General features: G+C 61.1%; 13 protein-coding genes. 8 read left to right on the top strand and 5 right to left on the bottom strand.

What is annotated here, in order from left to right:
• Positions 1 to 50 precede the first annotated feature (50 nt).
• The 3 genes from HPDFL43_RS15715 to ligA all read left to right on the top strand — a co-directional run bounded on the left by HPDFL43_RS15715 (position 51) and on the right by ligA (position 4855).
• Positions 51 to 917, top strand: a complete 867-nt coding sequence (locus tag HPDFL43_RS15715; RefSeq protein ID WP_007198370.1) for an outer membrane protein assembly factor BamD — start codon at positions 51 to 53, stop codon at positions 915 to 917.
• A gap of 11 nt (positions 918 to 928) precedes the next feature.
• The gene (recN, locus tag HPDFL43_RS15710; protein WP_007198369.1) at positions 929 to 2602 is read left to right on the top strand and encodes a DNA repair protein RecN; all 1674 of its coding nucleotides are present in this window, start codon (positions 929 to 931) and stop codon (positions 2600 to 2602) included.
• 141 nt (positions 2603 to 2743) lie between these two features.
• Entirely contained in the window at positions 2744 to 4855 is a 2112-nt protein-coding gene (ligA, locus tag HPDFL43_RS15705) for an NAD-dependent DNA ligase LigA (RefSeq protein WP_040450342.1), read from the top strand.
• 34 nt (positions 4856 to 4889) lie between these two features.
• Here the strand turns inward: ligA and HPDFL43_RS15700 are convergent, their stop codons facing one another.
• Positions 4890 to 5993: an alpha/beta hydrolase family protein gene (locus tag HPDFL43_RS15700; protein ID WP_007198367.1), complete on the bottom strand. Its 1104-nt coding sequence runs from the start codon at positions 5991 to 5993 to the stop codon at positions 4890 to 4892.
• Positions 5994 to 6207: 214 nt separating this feature from the next.
• On the opposite strand from HPDFL43_RS15700, the gene HPDFL43_RS15695 reads away from it, so the two are divergent.
• From HPDFL43_RS15695 to HPDFL43_RS15680, 4 genes are all read left to right on the top strand, one after another.
• Positions 6208 to 6924 (top strand): polyamine aminopropyltransferase, encoded by a 717-nt coding sequence (locus HPDFL43_RS15695; RefSeq protein WP_040449280.1) that lies wholly within the window; start codon positions 6208 to 6210, stop codon positions 6922 to 6924.
• A 122-nt stretch (positions 6925 to 7046) separates the two neighbouring features.
• Complete coding sequence (locus HPDFL43_RS15690; RefSeq protein ID WP_007198364.1) at positions 7047 to 7769, top strand: AzlC family ABC transporter permease; 723 nt, start codon at positions 7047 to 7049, stop codon at positions 7767 to 7769.
• Positions 7766 to 8083 carry an AzlD family protein gene (locus HPDFL43_RS15685; RefSeq protein ID WP_007198363.1) on the top strand — a complete coding sequence of 106 codons (318 nt, stop codon included), beginning with the start codon at positions 7766 to 7768 and terminating at the stop codon, positions 8081 to 8083. Before HPDFL43_RS15690 ends, HPDFL43_RS15685 begins: the two co-directional genes overlap by 4 nt.
• A 266-nt stretch (positions 8084 to 8349) precedes the next feature.
• Positions 8350 to 10221 carry an adenylate/guanylate cyclase domain-containing protein gene (locus tag HPDFL43_RS15680; RefSeq protein ID WP_007198362.1) on the top strand — a complete coding sequence of 624 codons (1872 nt, stop codon included), beginning with the start codon at positions 8350 to 8352 and terminating at the stop codon, positions 10219 to 10221.
• Positions 10222 to 10272: 51 nt separating this feature from the next.
• Here the strand turns inward: HPDFL43_RS15680 and HPDFL43_RS15675 are convergent, their stop codons facing one another.
• A complete protein-coding gene (locus tag HPDFL43_RS15675; RefSeq protein ID WP_007198361.1) occupies positions 10273 to 10569 on the bottom strand; it encodes a peptidoglycan-binding domain-containing protein in 297 nt (98 codons plus the stop codon).
• 151 nt (positions 10570 to 10720) lie between these two features.
• Positions 10721 to 12550 (bottom strand): aminopeptidase P family protein, encoded by a 1830-nt coding sequence (locus HPDFL43_RS15670; RefSeq protein ID WP_007198360.1) that lies wholly within the window; start codon positions 12548 to 12550, stop codon positions 10721 to 10723.
• A gap of 323 nt (positions 12551 to 12873) precedes the next feature.
• Between HPDFL43_RS15670 and HPDFL43_RS22130 the strand changes: the two genes are divergently transcribed.
• Complete coding sequence (locus HPDFL43_RS22130) at positions 12874 to 13047, top strand: hypothetical protein (protein ID WP_007198359.1); 174 nt, start codon at positions 12874 to 12876, stop codon at positions 13045 to 13047.
• Positions 13048 to 13187: 140 nt separating this feature from the next.
• Here the strand turns inward: HPDFL43_RS22130 and HPDFL43_RS15660 are convergent, their stop codons facing one another.
• Positions 13188 to 14075, bottom strand: a complete 888-nt coding sequence (locus HPDFL43_RS15660) for a 50S ribosomal protein L11 methyltransferase (protein ID WP_007198358.1) — start codon at positions 14073 to 14075, stop codon at positions 13188 to 13190.
• Positions 14072 to 15970 carry a cation:proton antiporter gene (locus HPDFL43_RS15655; RefSeq protein WP_007198357.1) on the bottom strand — a complete coding sequence of 633 codons (1899 nt, stop codon included), beginning with the start codon at positions 15968 to 15970 and terminating at the stop codon, positions 14072 to 14074. Before HPDFL43_RS15655 ends, HPDFL43_RS15660 begins: the two co-directional genes overlap by 4 nt.
• Between the last annotated feature and the right edge of the window lie 28 nt (positions 15971 to 15998).

The raw sequence follows: 15998 nt of genomic DNA, 5'->3' as shown, positions 1-15998 counted from the left end.
GTCTGGTTCCGTGGGTGAATGCGCCTGCGGCTGTTGAGAGGTTGTGCAGGATGGATACTTCGGTCATGGGTAGGCGCGGGCGCGCAGTTCGTGTTGCGCTCTTTATCGCCGGGCTGACCGGCGTCGCGTCACTGGTCAGTGGTTGCCAGTCCGATCCGGACATTGATATCACCGCCTATGCACAGACGATCGAACCCGCTGATGTGCTCTACAATCAGGGGCTGGCCAACATTCAGGCCGGGCAGCTCACAGAAGCCAGCCGGAAATTCCAGGCCGTCGACAAACAGCATCCCTATTCGGAATATGCCCGCAAGGCGATGGTGATGAGCGCGTTCACAAACTATCGCCAGGGCCAGTATTCCGAGGCGATCAATACCGCCAGCCGTTATCTGAGCCTGTATCCCAATGATGAAGACGCGGCCTATGCGCAATACATCGTCGGGCTCTCCTATTATCGGCAGATCCCGGAGGTGACACGTGACCAGCGGACCTCCGCACGTGCGATTGCTGCTTTCACCGAAGTGATCGAGCGGTTTCCCGAATCCGAGTATGTCGAGGATAGCCAGGCCAAGCTGCGCTATGCACGTGACCAGCTCGCCGGCAAGGAAATGCAGGTGGGCCGCTATTATCTCGAGCGCAAGGAATTTGTCGCTGCGGCGAACCGTTTCCGGTTGGTGGTCGAGCGATATCCCAACACCCGCCAGATCGAAGAGGCACTGGCGCGTCTGGTGGAAACCTATTACGCGATGGGACTTGAAAGCGAAGCCCAGACCGCAGCGGCTGTGCTTGGGCACAATTTCCCCGACAGTCAGTGGTATGCGGATTCCTTCAATCTATTGCGGACTGGTGGGCTCGAGCCGCGGGAGAACAAAGGCTCCTGGATTTCGCGCGCCGGGGCCCGCCTCGTCGGCGCCTGAAGCAGGGCGCGATGCTTATCCAGCTGTCGATCCGCGATATTGTCCTGATCGAGAGGCTTGATCTCGAATTTGACGCCGGTCTGTCGGTCCTCACAGGTGAGACCGGCGCCGGAAAATCCATCCTGCTTGACAGCCTTTCGCTGGCACTTGGTGGCCGCGGCGATGGCAGTCTTGTTCGCCATGGTGCGGACAAGGGCCAGGTCACAGCCGTGTTTGACGTGGGGGTCGATCATCCCGCACGCCTGCTCTTGCGGGCCAATGGCATTGACGACGATGGGGATCTGGTGTTCCGCCGGGTGCAGTCGGGCGATGGCCGCACGCGGGTGTTCATCAATGACCAGCCTGCAAGCGTGGCGCTGATGCGCGAAGCCGGGCAGCATCTTGTCGAAATACACGGTCAGCATGACGACCGGGCCTTGGTCGACACGGACGCGCATCGTGCGCTGCTCGATGCGTTTGGCGGCTTGAGCGAACGCGCTGGAGATGTCAGCGCGTTGTTTGAAGCCTGGCGTGCGGCAAGAGCGGCGCTGAAGGCACATCGGAGCAAGGTGGAGACGGCGCGGCGTGAAGCCGATTGGCTGCGCGATTCCGTCGATGAACTCGAAAAACTCTCCCCTATGGAAGGGGAAGAGGAAGAGCTGGCCGAACGCCGTGCGCATATGATGAAGGCCGAAAAGATGGCCAGCGACATCAGCGAGGCGGATGATGTCTTGAGCGGGCAGGGCTCGCCGGTCCCGGTTATCAGCGGGCTGCTGCGGCGGCTCGAGCGCAAAGCGGAGCAGGCGCCGGAACTTCTCAATGACACGGTGGCCGCACTTGATGCGGCGCTCAATGCGCTCTCGGATGCGCAGGCGGCGGTGGAGGCGGCACTCAGGGCGGCGGACTTCAATCCACGGGACCTTGAAGAGAGCGAAGAGCGATTGTTCGCGCTCAGGGGTGCTGCGCGGAAATACAATGTGCCGGTGGACTCACTGGCCGAGCTGGCCTCGCGGATGGTCACGGATCTTGCCGATCTCGATGCCGGCGAGGAACGCCTTCACGCATTGGAGACGCAGGTGGCGGAGGCGCAAGCCGCGTTCCTGCATGCCGCGAAGATGCTGTCAGAGCGCCGCCATTCAACCGGCGCGGCTTTGGCCGAGGCGGTCATGAACGAATTGCCCGCGCTCAAGCTCGAACGCGCGGAATTTCTGGTCGAGATCACAAGTGACGTTGAGAGCGCCGGACCGACCGGCATCGACACGGTTGCATTTCATGTGCGCACCAATCCGGGCTCACGCCCCGGCCCGATCATGAAAGTGGCGTCGGGCGGCGAGCTGTCGCGGTTCCTGCTGGCGCTCAAGGTGGCATTGGCGGATCGCGGCTCGGCGCCGACGCTGGTGTTTGACGAGATCGACACCGGCGTGGGTGGCGCGGTGGCCGATGCCATCGGCAAGCGGCTGAAACGGCTGGCCGCTGGCGTTCAGGTGCTTTCCGTCACCCATGCGCCGCAGGTGGCCGCGCGCGCCGCAACGCATCTGCTGATCGCCAAGGGACCATCGGCAGCCGGTGCGACGAGTGTGTCGACCCGGGTCAGCACCATGAATCCCGGCGAACGATGCGAGGAAATCGCCCGCATGCTGGCCGGTGAGCATGTGACCGCCGAGGCCCGCGCTGCCGCGGCTCGGCTGCTTGAAGGGGCGGAATAGAGCGTCCGGCCATTGGTTGCTTTCAGAGGTGGCTTGTTCGCCGGGTTTTTCCGCCGCGCGCGTGGGCCTGCACAGGCCGCGATCATCTTTTCATTTGCGCCGTTTGCTCTAAAACCGGGGAGCGATTCCGGAGTGCCGCCCATGACCCAAGACACCAAGCCGATCGAGGCGCTGAGCGAAGCCGAAGCGAAAGCCGAACTGGACCGGTTGGCGGCTGAAATCGCCCGTCACGACGAGGCCTATCACCGCAAGGATGCGCCGATCGTCTCGGACGCCGAGTATGATGCGTTCAAGCGGCGAAACCTTGCCATTGAAGAGCGGTTTCCGCATCTCAGACTTGCCGACTCGCCCTCGCTCAAGGTTGGCGCGCCGGTGGCCGAGGGGTTTGGCAAGATCACCCACAAGGTGGCGATGCTGTCGCTCGAGAATGCTTTTTCCGACGAGGATGCACGTGATTTCGTCAACCGGGTCAAACGCTTTCTCAACCTCACCCCGTTTGACGAACTGGCGCTGACCGCAGAGCCGAAGATTGACGGGTTGTCGCTGTCGCTGCGCTATGAAAATGGCACGCTGGTCTCTGCGGCCACACGGGGCGATGGAGCCACCGGCGAGAATGTGACCGCCAATGCCCGCACCATCTCCGACATTCCGCATCAGCTTGCGGGCGAGGATGTGCCCGAGGTGATTGAGGTGCGCGGCGAAGTCTACATGACCAAGGCGGACTTTATGGCGCTCAACGCGCGGCAGGCGGCGGCGGGCAAGCAGACTTACGTCAATCCGCGCAACACGGCCGCCGGTTCACTCAGGCAGCTCGATCCGAAGATCACCGCCGAACGGCCGCTTCGCTTCTTTGCCTATGCCTGGGGCGAGGTCCTGCCTTCGCTGCCTTACCCGACCCAGTCAGAGATGGTGGCGGCGTTTGCGCGCTGGGGGTTTGCGGTCAATCCGCTGATGGCGCGGGTCACCAGTGCCGAGGCGCTGATCGCCCATTATCGCCTGATCGAGGCGGAGCGCGCAGGTCTGCCCTATGATATCGATGGCGTGGTCTACAAGGTTGACGATCTGGGTCTGCAGCGGCGTCTGGGCTTTGTCTCACGCAGCCCGCGCTGGGCGATTGCGCACAAGTTTCCCGCTGAAAAGGCCTCGACCCTGCTTACGGCCATCGACATCCAGGTGGGCCGCACCGGCGCGCTGACCCCGGTGGCGCGGCTCGAACCGGTCACCGTCGGCGGTGTGGTGGTGACCAACGCAACACTGCACAATGCCGAGGAGATCGAGCGGCTGGGTGTAAGGATCGGCGACACGGTGCAGATCCAGCGGGCCGGGGATGTCATCCCGCAGGTGCTTGGTGTGGTGTCTTCGCCCGAGGATGCCGTTGCCTTCGCGTTTCCGTCAATCTGTCCGTGCGATCTGAAAACGCCGGTGATCCGCGAGGAGACTGCAGGTGGTGTCGAGGGCGTGGTGCGGCGCTGTTCGGGCGAATTTGCCTGTCCGTTCCAGCGCAAGGAACATCTCAAGCATTTCGTCTCGCGCAAGGCCTTCGACATCGACGGGCTGGGCGAGAAGCAGATCGAGTTTTTCTACGAAGACAAGACACTGCCGATCAACCAGCCGGCGGACATCTTCACCTTGAAGATGCGCGACGAGGCCAATGGTTTGCAGCGCCTGAAGAACCGGGACGGCTATGGCGACACTAGCGCACAGAAGCTGTTTGATGCGATCGAGGCGAAACGCGAGGTTGCCCTCGAACGGCTGATCTTCTCACTCGGTATCCGTCATGTTGGAGAGCAAACCGCCAAGACGTTGGCGCGCGCCTATGGCGATTGGACGACCTTGCATGCAGCGGCCCTGGCAATTGCAGACGGCGATTCTGCCGCTGTCGAGGAGATGGATGCGCTTGATGATATCGGCCCGGCGGTGGTGGAGGCCATCGGCCGGTTCTTTGGCGAGGATCACAACATCGCAATGGTTGATAACCTGGTGAGTCAACTGACTGTTTTGGATGCCGAGAAACCGGCGCAGGATTCCCCCGTCGCCGGCCTCACCGTGGTCTTCACCGGCAGCCTCGAAAAGATGACCCGCGACGAGGCCAAGGCCATGGCCGAGCGGCTGGGCGCCAAGGTGGCCGGTTCTGTTTCAAAAAAGACCGACATCCTGGTGGCCGGTCCCGGCGCCGGCTCCAAGCTTACCAAGGCGCAAGGTCTGGGTGTCCGCACAATGGATGAGGATGGCTGGTTCGAACTGGTGGGATGAGGCGGCTCGCGCCGCCTCATGATGCTTGCCGGAACTATTGCGTGTTCATCAGCGTGCTTGTGAAGAGTGTTGCGATCATCTGCTTGAGTTCGGTGTGAATGTCGGCGCGCGACCGGTTGCCGCCATCGTCGCAGATCGGATCGACCTCCCCGATCTGTTTCAGGAACGCCTTGGCGTCTTGCCTGCACTCGGCCAGGAAACTGAAATGGATCGCCTGATCGATGTGGCTAAGCGATCCGTGCGGCGTCAATCCGGCCAGTTCGCTTGAATCGACACCGGCAATGATGCTCTGCGGGGCGCCCAGATTGATGAAAGCCATGGGGATGTCGATCTGCCTGAGGCTTTCGGCATCGAAGGCCTGAGCGACGGAGGGATCCACCAGAACGGCGGACTTGATGCGCGGGTCGCGGTTTTGCCGCTCAAACAGCCCCTTGTCGATTGTTCTGAGATCCAGGGGCTCAACTTCGATCATCTCCCAATCGGCATAGGCGATACCTCCGGCAAACCAACGGCAATCGGGCATGTCCGGCCAGGTGTCGCAATAGCCGGCATAGGCCTCGAGTCCGGCCCGGGCACCGGAGATTTTCATGGCGGCGGCGCCACCAAGGGAGAAGCCGAGAACGCCGATGCGCTCGTTGTCGACTATGCCGCCCCAGTCCTGACTGGCGCTCAGGGCGGTTATGATGCTGGAGAGATCGTCCACCCGTTGCCAAAGAAGTGGCGTGTCAGCCGGGGTGGAATCGCCGCTGGTGGTCCGGGGATGGTTTGGGCCGGCGACAATGAAACCGGCCTTTGCCAGATGCGCTGCGAGCCAGCCCATGGCCTGCACGGTCGATCCCGAGCCATGCGAAAGCAGGATCAGCGGGTGCCGCCCCGTCTCCGGCTCGGCTCCCACTGAGGCCGGTGTGCCTTCGAACACCCGGTTTTCGCCGACAATGCTGGCTTCCGGACCATGGCTTGCCGGGTACCAGATGGTCACCGGCAGGTCCATCTGCCGCTCAACGGAAAAAACCGTGATGTCGCGGGTGCCCACCAGCTCGGAGGCAGCTGCGGCCAGGTTCAGGCTCATGTTCATGGCCAGTGTGGCAGCCAAAGTGGTGGCCAATGAGGAGATCGTGGTTCTGAATGTCATGGTCATCTCGCGTGTTGGTGAAAGGGAACAACAACGCCAATGTGACTTTTCGGATGTTTGTCGCGACCGGGATCGGGTTTTCGAACGTTCTGGATCGCGATCCAGAACCTTCGCACTGGCTTGCCGCCGCGGATCGGGTATGGTGCCCGGCAATGCGCAAGCCTCATGTCGCGGCGTGCGGCTGGCAGCGCCTGCACCAGAGTGCCCGTCCGGAGTTTGCATGAGCCGATTGTTTGAAGAACTTGATTACCGCCCGACGCCGATCGGGGCGATCAGCCTGAGGCGGCGGCGCGAGGCGCGGCTCGGTGTCGACGTGCTCGAGATCAAGCTCGGCGAAGAGCATCTGATGTCGGATCTGTTCACGGCCTCTGAGATCGCGTTGGCGGATCTCGGGATTGCGGCTTGCCAGGGTGATGCCCTCGATGTGGTGGTCGGCGGCCTCGGTCTTGGATACACGGCAAAGGCGGTTCTTGATCAGGCACAAACCGGCTCACTGATCGTGGTCGAGTATCTCGAGGCGGTGATCGACTGGCACAGGACCGGACTGCTGCCGCTCGGCCCGAAGCTCACCGGGGACAGGCGCTGCCGTCTTGTGGAGGGCGATTTCTTCGCCCTGGCGCGTGGCGATGCGGGGTTCGACCGGGACATTGCGGGCCGGCAGTTCGATGCGATCCTGCTCGACATCGACCATTCCCCCGAGGCGCTGCTGGATGAGCGCAGCGAGAGTTTCTACCAGCCCGAAGGCCTGAAGCTGCTGGCCCGGCATCTCAAGCCCGGCGGTGTGTTCGGTCTATGGTCGGACGATCGTGAGGACCCGGCTTTCGTTGCGCGGTTGGCTCAGGTTTTTGATCAGGCCTGGTCGGAACCGGTGACTTTCCACAACCCGCTGCAGGACAAGCCGTTCACCCAGACCATCTATCTGGCGCGCAAGGCCTGACGGCACCGCGCTTGCCGACTGCCTTGCCTCATTCATCAATATCCTTGATGCTTTTGCGCAATCCTATTCGATTGACGCGTCAATATTGCTGACCTATTCATCGAGGTCAGGAGACAATTCCCATGGCCACATCCCGTTCCGATTTCGCTCAAGGCGCGCGCGAGAGCGTACCGATTCTTGCGGCTGCAGCGCCTTTTGGCTTGCTGTTTGGTGCGCTTGCGGTGGACAATGGCCTGAGCGTCGGCGAAGCGGTGCTGATGAGTGCTACAGTTTTTGCCGGCGCCAGCCAGATGGTGGGCATTGAGCTGTTCGGTTCGGATGTTGCGCCGTGGTTGATCGTGTTCTCGGTCTTTGCGGTGAATTTCCGGCATGTACTCTATTCCGCGGCACTGGGCCGGAAGATGGGGCTGATCCCCGGCTGGCGGAAGGCGCTGGCCTTCTTCTTTCTGATCGACCCGCAGTTTGCGGCCGCCGAAGCGCGCTCCGAAAAAGGCAAACCGCTGACACTGTCCTGGTACATGGGCATGGCGCTGCCGATCTATGTGCTGTGGGTGCTTGAAGCCTGGCTGGGCGCGCTGTTTGGAAGCCTGATTGCCAATCCGGAGATCTACGGGCTGGATTTCCTGCTTTCGATCTACTTTCTCGGTCTGGTGCTTGGTTTCAGGAAGCGCACGAACTGGCTGCCGGTGGTGCTGGCGTCGAGCATAGGGTCTGTGGCGGCCTACATGTTCGTTGGCTCGCCCTGGCATGTCAGCCTTGGTGCGCTGGCGGGAATTGCTGTCGCGCTTGTGCTTCCGGTGACACCTGCACCCGGGACGGCCGTTGCTGATGAGGTGTCGGTATGAGCGGCGAATGGGGCGGTCTTCCCACCACGTTCTGGATCATCCTTGCGTCTGCGGCCGTCACCTATCTCACCCGCGCCGGGGGCTATCTGGTGCTCTCGCGTTTCAAGCGCATTCCACCCCGTGTGGATGCGGCGCTGAATGCGGTGCCGGCCGCGGTGCTGGCCACACTCGTCGCCCCGGCCGCAGTCTTCAACGGGACCGCTGAAACCCTGACGCTTGCCATCTGCCTGATCATCGGCCTCAGGGTCCCGATGATGGCCATGTTCGCAATCGGCTGGGCGATCATCGTGGGGCTCAGGGCCGTGGGGCTTTAGGGCTCCATGTATCTAATTGGACGCACAAAGGACACTCTAACACTTTGATTTAATGCATGTCGCATTCAATTGAATACGATTGAGTGCGACATGCATTCCAGAAAAGATAAAAGCACATCGGCTGCGCCATCATCGGCGGATATAAAATGCCCATTGATGGACACCCTTTGTCAGCACAATTGCTTCGCAGGCAGTATTGATGGGTAGCTGTCCCTTCGCCTGACGGCTATAGTATTCAAGCAATACATGCGGGTTCGAGGGCAGCGATGGTTGACGAACAGTTTGATCGGCGGCTGGCTGCCATCTTGGCGGCTGATGTTGTCGGTTACAGCCGGTTGATGGAATCCAATGAGGAACGGACGCTGGGCGAGCTTCGGAAGCATCGACGCGAGTTCTTCGATCCGGTTATCCTGCGAAATGGCGGGCGCATTTTCAAGGAAATGGGTGACGGCTTTCTGGTTGAGTTCAACAGTGTTCTCAATGCGACGCGTTGCGCAGTCGAAATCCAGACCGGCATGCCCGAGCGCAATGCCGGGGTGCCAGACGATCGCCATATCCAGTTTCGCATTGGCATCAATATGGGGGACATCATCGTCGATGGCGACGATTTCCAGGGTGATGGCGTCAATATGGCCGTGCGGCTCGAGGGCTTGGCCATACCGGGCGGCATCGCCTGCTCTGCAGCGGTGCAAAATCAGGTTGTCAACAAGCTTGACCGAGAGTTTCTCGATCAGGGCGAAAAGACCGTAAAGAACATCACCCAGCCCGTGCATGTGTATTTTGTCAATCTCGGGCCGCCTATGCAGCGTGGATCACTGGTGGCCGCAGATGCCGCGCAACCGGCTCTGCCTGACAAACCCTCGATTGCGGTGCTGCCGTTTGAGAATATGAGCAGTGATCCGGAGCAGGAGTTCTTCAGCGACGGGATTACCGAGGACATCATCATCGACCTTTCAAATGTTTCGGGCTTATTTGTGCTGGGGCGCAACACCGTGTTCAGCCACAAGGGCAAGGTGGTCGATCTGGTGTCGGTCGCCAAGCAATTGGGCGTGGCCTATGTGGTTCAGGGAAGCGTCCGCAAGGCCGGCAACCGGGTTCGTATCAACGCGCAGCTGATTGAGGGTGCGACCGGAGGCCATGTTTGGGCTGATCGCTTCGATCGCGATCTCACCGATATATTTGCCGTTCAGGACGAGATAACCCGAATGATCGTGGATCAACTCAAGGTCAAATTGCTGCCTGAGGAAAAGGAAGCGATCGCACAGGCGCCAACCGCCAATGTCGAGGCTTATTCGCATTATCTGAGAGGTCGTGAGTATTACCACATTTCCTCAAAGGCGAACCTGCTGATGGCCAGGCAGAGTTTCACCAGAGCCGTCGAACTCGACCCGACCTATGCCCGTGCCTATGCCAGCATGGCGGTTTGTGAATCGCGTTTGATGTCACAATTCGGTGTTACGATCTCGGCCGGGGATATCCTTAAGACTGCGGATAAAGCGCTGGCAATCGATCCGGATCTGGCCGAAGCACACGCGGCAAGGGGGTTTGCCCTTGCTGTCGGCGACAACCGTGTTGAAGCGAGCCCGGCTTTCAAGCGTGCCATCGACCTCGATCCCAACAGCAATGAGGCGCATCGCTTTCTCGCCGAGTTCTGTGTCACCGACAGCAATTTTGAAGCCGCCGCAACGCACTTCATTCGCGCATTGGAGACCAAGCCGGATGATTGCAATTCGGCGCTCATGCTGGTGAACGTCCTGCGTTCGCTTGAGCGTGAGGAAGAGGCCAAGGAGTATGGCTGGCTCGGCATCAAGCGGGCTGAGAAGGAACTGAAAATGCACCCTGAGAACGGCAATATCGCCTGTCTTGGCGCTACTGTCCTAGCTTATTTGGGCGAGCAGGAAAGGGCCATAGAATGGTTATCGCGCGCGCTGAAGATCAATCCCGATGACGACAACACCCAATATAACGCAGCGTGCACATACTCGCTTTTGGGCGAACACGACAAATCCATCGACCTTTTGGAGACATGGCTCTCTCGTGTCGGATCGGAAATGAAACTCTGGTTTAAAAACGATTCCGACCTCATGCCCATCCGCGATCACCCGCGGTACCGACGCTTGCTCGAACTTGCCGAATAGAAGCTCGCGATAAAGGCAGCCCAGTTTGACGTTAAAGGGTGCCCGGGGAGTTCAGCAGCCACGACCCGCCTGCGGTTCTGGAGGCAGAGTTCCGGACAGCATGGCAAGTGTGGTGCCGGACTCGTCACAGGGAGTTGTCCAGGTAAGATCGCCAACAATGCCGTCGGCTTTCAGTTTGAGCTGGGTCTGATAGGCTTTGACAGCGGCCTCGGTTTTCTGGCCAAATTTTCCGTCAATGGGTCCTGGATCGGTGGGCGTGTCTGCGCCAGCGACTTGCAGCAGACCGTGCTGCAGGGCTGAAACGTCTTCACCGGCGGAACCTTTGGATAGTGTTGGGCTGCTGTTCATTTTCAATCTCCCTCTCTTATATTAGAGAATTAACACTGTTTAGCAGCCTGCGGCAATCTGACATAGAAAACAAAACTTGGTCATTAAGTCTATATAGGTACTGCCCCTTGGAAATGCTGCTGAAGAAATGCCAGATTATGGCTGAAGTATTTCACAGCGCCGCCGTCGCCTGCTCGAGCCATTCAGCCGCCGGATCGCCGGAAAGCAGCGGCGACAGTTCTTCACGCACCCGGGCGTGATAGGCATTGAGCCATTCCGTCTCCACCCCATCCAGCAGCTCTTTCAGGATCAGGCGTTTGTCGATCGGGCAGAGCGTCAGGGTGTCAAAACCAAGCATCGGCTTGTCGCCGCCGTCGATCGCCTGTGGCTCGTGCACAACCACCAGGTTTTCGATGCGGATGCCAAAGGTGCCGTCGCGGTAGTAGCCCGGTTCGTTGGACAGGATCATGCCGGGCAGCAGCTCCTGCATTCCACGCCGCGAGATCGATTGCGGACCTTCATGCACGGAGAGATAGCTGCCGACGCCGTGACCGGTGCCGTGGGCGAAGTCCGCACCGGCCTTCCAAAGCGCGATCCGCGCAAACGGGTCGATGTCGACCCCGCGCGTGCCGGTTGGGAAGCGCAGCTGGCTGATGGCGATCATGCCCTTGAGCACCAGGGTGAAGAAGCGCTTCTGCTCTTCGGGAACCGGGCCCACGGCGATGGTGCGGGTGATGTCGGTGGTGCCGGCGACATATTGGCCGCCTGAATCGATCAACAGCATTTCGCCCGATTCAATGCGGCGGTTGGTCTGTGTGTTGACGCGGTAGTGGATGATGGCCGCATTGGGCCCGCCGCCGGAAATCGTGTCGAACGATAAGGCTCTCAGTGGCATCTGCAGCGCTTCTCCGGTGTCGCGGCGGCATTGCTCGAGCTGGCTTGCCGCGCTGATCTCATCGAAGCTGCCAGGCGTCTGGGTGTCGAGCCAGGCGAGAAAGCGCACCATGGCCGCACCGTCCTGGCGATGGACCGAGGCGCTGGCGGCGATCTCGGCCTCGTTCTTGACCGCGCGGGGCAGGCGGGCGGGATCGGTGGCGGCGAGCACGGTGCCGCCGGCGGTCTCGATCAGCATCGGGATTGCGTGCGAGGCAACGTCGGGATCCACCATCAGGGTGGCGCCGGCCGTTCCGGCGGCTTTCAGCGCATCATCGAAATGGGATGGCGGGCTCAGTTCTGCGAGCTGGGTGAGATAGGCCTCCGCCTCGATCCCGGTCTTGCGCTTGTCGATGAAGAGTTGCGGCCGCCCTCGCGCCGGGATGATGGCGCGTGACAGCGGGTGTGGCGTTGAAGGCAAATCCTCGCCGCGGATGTTGAAGACCCAGGCGACGGAGGATGGATCGGCGAGCACCACCGCGTCGGCTTTTGCCTCTCTGGCGCTTTGGGCGATCATCATGAGCTTGTCGCGCGCGGGTTTGCCGGCATAGTGGAGCGGCTGGATCATCACCGTTCCCAGTGGTGCTTCAGGCCGGTCGTCCCAGATTGCATCGACCGGATTGCGCGCCAGCCTCACAAGGCTTCCGCCGGTCTTTGCAAGCGCTGCCTCAAGCCGCTTGATCGAGGCTGTCGGCCAGGTCCAGGGATCAACACCCAGGCGCAGGCCGCGCGGGGCAGAACTCTCCAGATAGGCTGACAACGGCGTTGTGACCATGTCCTGATAGTCAAACACTGCAGGATCGGTCTGTGCGCGGGCCTGCATGGTATAGCGCCCATCGACAAACAGGTGGGCGGTGTCCTTGAGCACCAGGACCAGGCCGGCGGAGCCGGTGAAGCATGTCAGCCAGGCCAGCCGCTCGACGCAGGCGGGCACATATTCGCCCAGATACTCATCGGAGCGCGGGACCGCGATTGCATCCACACCCCATTCCTCGAACCGCGTCCGCAGCCGTGTGATGCGGGCGGCTGCCTGTTCCGGAGAGGAGAGCACGTCGAAGGATTGCAGCATTTTGGATGTCCCGGAAAGGAAAGGGGGGCTTGGATGATGTTTGTTCTTATAGCAAGGCCGCAGCGATTTGGGAGATGGGGGAGCTGAATTGAGAGGATCAATTGCGTCGGGTTGTGTTCTGGTGGGGTCTGCCTGCTCCCGTCGCCCAAACCTGCGGCATCCCTGTGAAGTGCACAAATCAGCATCACTCTGCATTGGTGCGGTGCAATATATGTGCTCAGTGCATAGCTGCACTGCAACATAAGCGCTGTAAATCCGCGGGGAAAAACGTATCTTGAGTTTCAGGAGGAGTGTTAAATCACTCGACCAAAGGGAACTTAAAAATGTCCACGAAATTTTTCCAGAATGCTCTCGACCGTCTCGTCTCTGCCCGCGAACGCCAGGCCCGCCGCTACATCAACGGCGCAATGCTTTCGATGGATGACGCGCAGCTCAAGGAACTCGGCCGCACCCGGGAAGAGCTCAAGCGCGAAGGCGCACAGACCTACATCTTCTAGGAACACGAACCAGGCTGCGCCATGACGGCAGCAGCGGGATCGTTTCGCATCCAGTCAAACGGCTCCTTCGGGGGCCGTTTTTCGTTGGGTGAGAATGGTACGGGCTGTTCAGGTCCTGGCGCTGGCTTATGTCGCATCACTCAGGTGAGATGAATCGTCACCCAGCCATTGCGCCACAGCGTCTTTTGATGGCGCATGCCCTGGCCGTTAAAGGCGGCGAGCACCTGGCGGCGCTGGCCTTCGAGAATGCCCGAGAGGATCACCGAGCCGCCGGGTGCGAGGTGGCGCTTGATGTCGGGCGCCATGCGCATCAGCGGCCGGGCCAGAATGTTGGCGATGATCAGGCCGAAAGGCCCGGCGCTGGTGAAAGCGGTGGAGTGAAACCCGGGCGCGGTGACACATTTCACCTGGGTAGCCGCCCGGTTGTGGCGAACATTCGCTGTTGCCACCTTTGTCGCCACCGGGTCGATGTCGGTTGCCAGCACATGGACCGGGCCCAGCATTGCCGCGGCGATCGCCAGCACGCCGGAGCCTGTGCCCAGATCGAGCACCGGATCGAGCCCGCGCGGGCCGCCGGGGCTTGCGCGCATCACCCGCTCGATCATTTCCAGACAGCCTGCGGTGGTGCCATGATGCCCTGTGCCAAAGGCCTGGCCGGCCTCGAGCTCGATGGCCAGGTCATTTGCCCTTACGGCCTCCCGGTCATGGGCGCCATGCACCAGAAAGCGCCCGGCGCGGACGGGCTTGAGGCCTTCAAGTGATTTGGCGATCCAGTCGACATCGCCGAATTGCTCGATCTCAAGTGTGGATCCGGCAAAGTCCGGTCCAAGGCAGTCGCGGATACGGTCCTTGAAGGCAGGGTCCGGATCACCGGCAACATAGATTGATGCTTCCCACTGGCCCTTGTCCTCATCCACTTCCATGGTGGCGACGGGATAACCCTCATCCTCGAAGACCGAACTGAGCAGATCCAGCGCCCGGGCCGCGCCCGCTTCGTTGGTGGTGACGTAATAGCGATGGTCGCTCACTTGGTTTTGCCTTTCGTCTCGTCAATCGTGACGGAATCATTGCCTTCGGCCGTCTTGATGGCGGCGGTGGCCTCGGCCTTGCGCGCGGTCTGGCTGGCGGCTTCCGCACGCGCATCATCCTTGGGCAGGGCGAAGCCCAGGATCCGGTCATTGGCGCCGGGCGTGCCTGCCGCGGTGGCTGCGAAGACCAGCGCGCCCGAAGGCTTGATCCACAACAGGATGATGGCGCCTGCGGGACGCGAGTCCGCGTAAGCTTTCCAGCCGAACTCGTCGGTGAGCCGCGTCAGCTGGAAGGTCCACCCGGCGAGCAGCTTTTCGCGCAAGTCGAGAAAGCTGACGGGTTCCTTCGTCAAAGGCCGACCACCGAGGGTGAAGTTCAGGGACTGGCGGGCCTTCTCATCGATGCGGCCGATCTGAAACACGTGATTGCGCCCCAGTTCGGGGCCGAAATCGGTGCAGACCAGCGCATTGTAGGCGTCATTGTCGCTGGTGGCGATCAGTGAGGAGAAACGTTTTGGATCAATCGCGTGATGTGCGGATTCGGACAGAACCTCGCCGAAATAGACCGGAATGCTGCCGAGCCGTGCTTCCGCCAGATGGTTCCAGTTCTGGTCGGCCAGCATCACCGGCACATCCGCCTCCTTGAGCTTTGCAGCGAGTGCAGTGGACCAGCGCGAGCCGCCAACCAGCAGAATGCCGGGCTTGGAGGCTTTCTTGAGGTTCAGGAAGGCGGCGAGTGGCTTGAGGGTAAAGCCATGCAGCACAATGGTGGTGACCACCACCGCAAAGGTGAAGGCCACCATTCGGCCCGCATCCTCTACGCCGGCATCGGCGAGCAGGGTTCCGAACAGGCCCGAGACAGCGACGGCGACCACACCGCGTGGCGCGATCCAGGAGGTCAGGATCCGTTCCTGGATGGTGGCGCCGGATTTGATGGTGGCGAGCATGATCGCGACCGGGCGGATGACCAGAAGAAGCACGGCCACAAACAGCGCTGCACCCAGATCGAGCGAACGGATGTCGTCCATGCTCAGCGAGGCCGTCAGAATGATGAAAACGCCCGAGACCAGAAGCGTTGTGATGGTTTCCTTGAAGCGGCGCATGTCGGTGAGCGAGGCGATGCGGCTGTTGGCCAGAACCACGCCCATGATGGTCACGGTGAGCAGGCCGGATTCCTCAAGCACCATGTTGGTCAGTGCATAAACGGCAACCACGGAGGACAAGAGCACCGGCGCCTTGAGATATTCCGGCACGTGACCACGCACGAAGGTCCAGACAATGAACTTCGCCGACGCCCAGCCCGCGCCAATCGCCAGCCCAAAGCCCGACAGGAACAGCAAGGGCAGATTGTCGGCGGCATGAAGGCCGACATAGACCAGGATGATCTCGAAGGCGACCACGGCAAACAACGCGCCAATCGGGTCATTGACGATCGCCTCCCACCGCAGCAGCGAGGCAGGGCGTGCATCGAGCTGCGCCTGGCGCAGGAGCGGCATGATCACTGTCGGGCCGGTGACCACCAGAATGGCGCCGAGCACGATGGCTGTGGGCCAGCTCAGCCCGCCGATATAGTGAGCGGCAAGCGCGCCCATGCCCCAGACCATGGGTCCGGCGTACATGATGATGCGGCGCACTGCCTTGGAGGTCTCGCGGATCTCGCTGAAATTCAGCGTCAGTCCGCCCTCGAACAGAATGATCGCCACGGCGATCGAGACCATCGGCCGGTAGATGTCGCCGAAATCCGTGGCCGGATCGAGAAAACCGGTGGCTGGTCCGGCGATGAAGCCGGCGGCGAGCAGCAGCACGATCGCGGGAAGCTGCAGGCGCCAGGCAAACCATTGCGCGGCGATGCCCGCAGCCCCGATCACGGCCAGTTTGAGAACGATGTCTTCCATTCCGGCTCCCTGCCGCGTTGCGTCCCGA

Origin of the sequence: Hoeflea phototrophica DFL-43, from assembly GCF_000154705.2 — a bacterium.
Lineage (GTDB): Bacteria > Pseudomonadota > Alphaproteobacteria > Rhizobiales > Rhizobiaceae > Hoeflea > Hoeflea phototrophica.
Note: the sequence above shows the minus strand (reverse complement) of the source record. Positions and strands in the feature narration are given on the sequence as shown.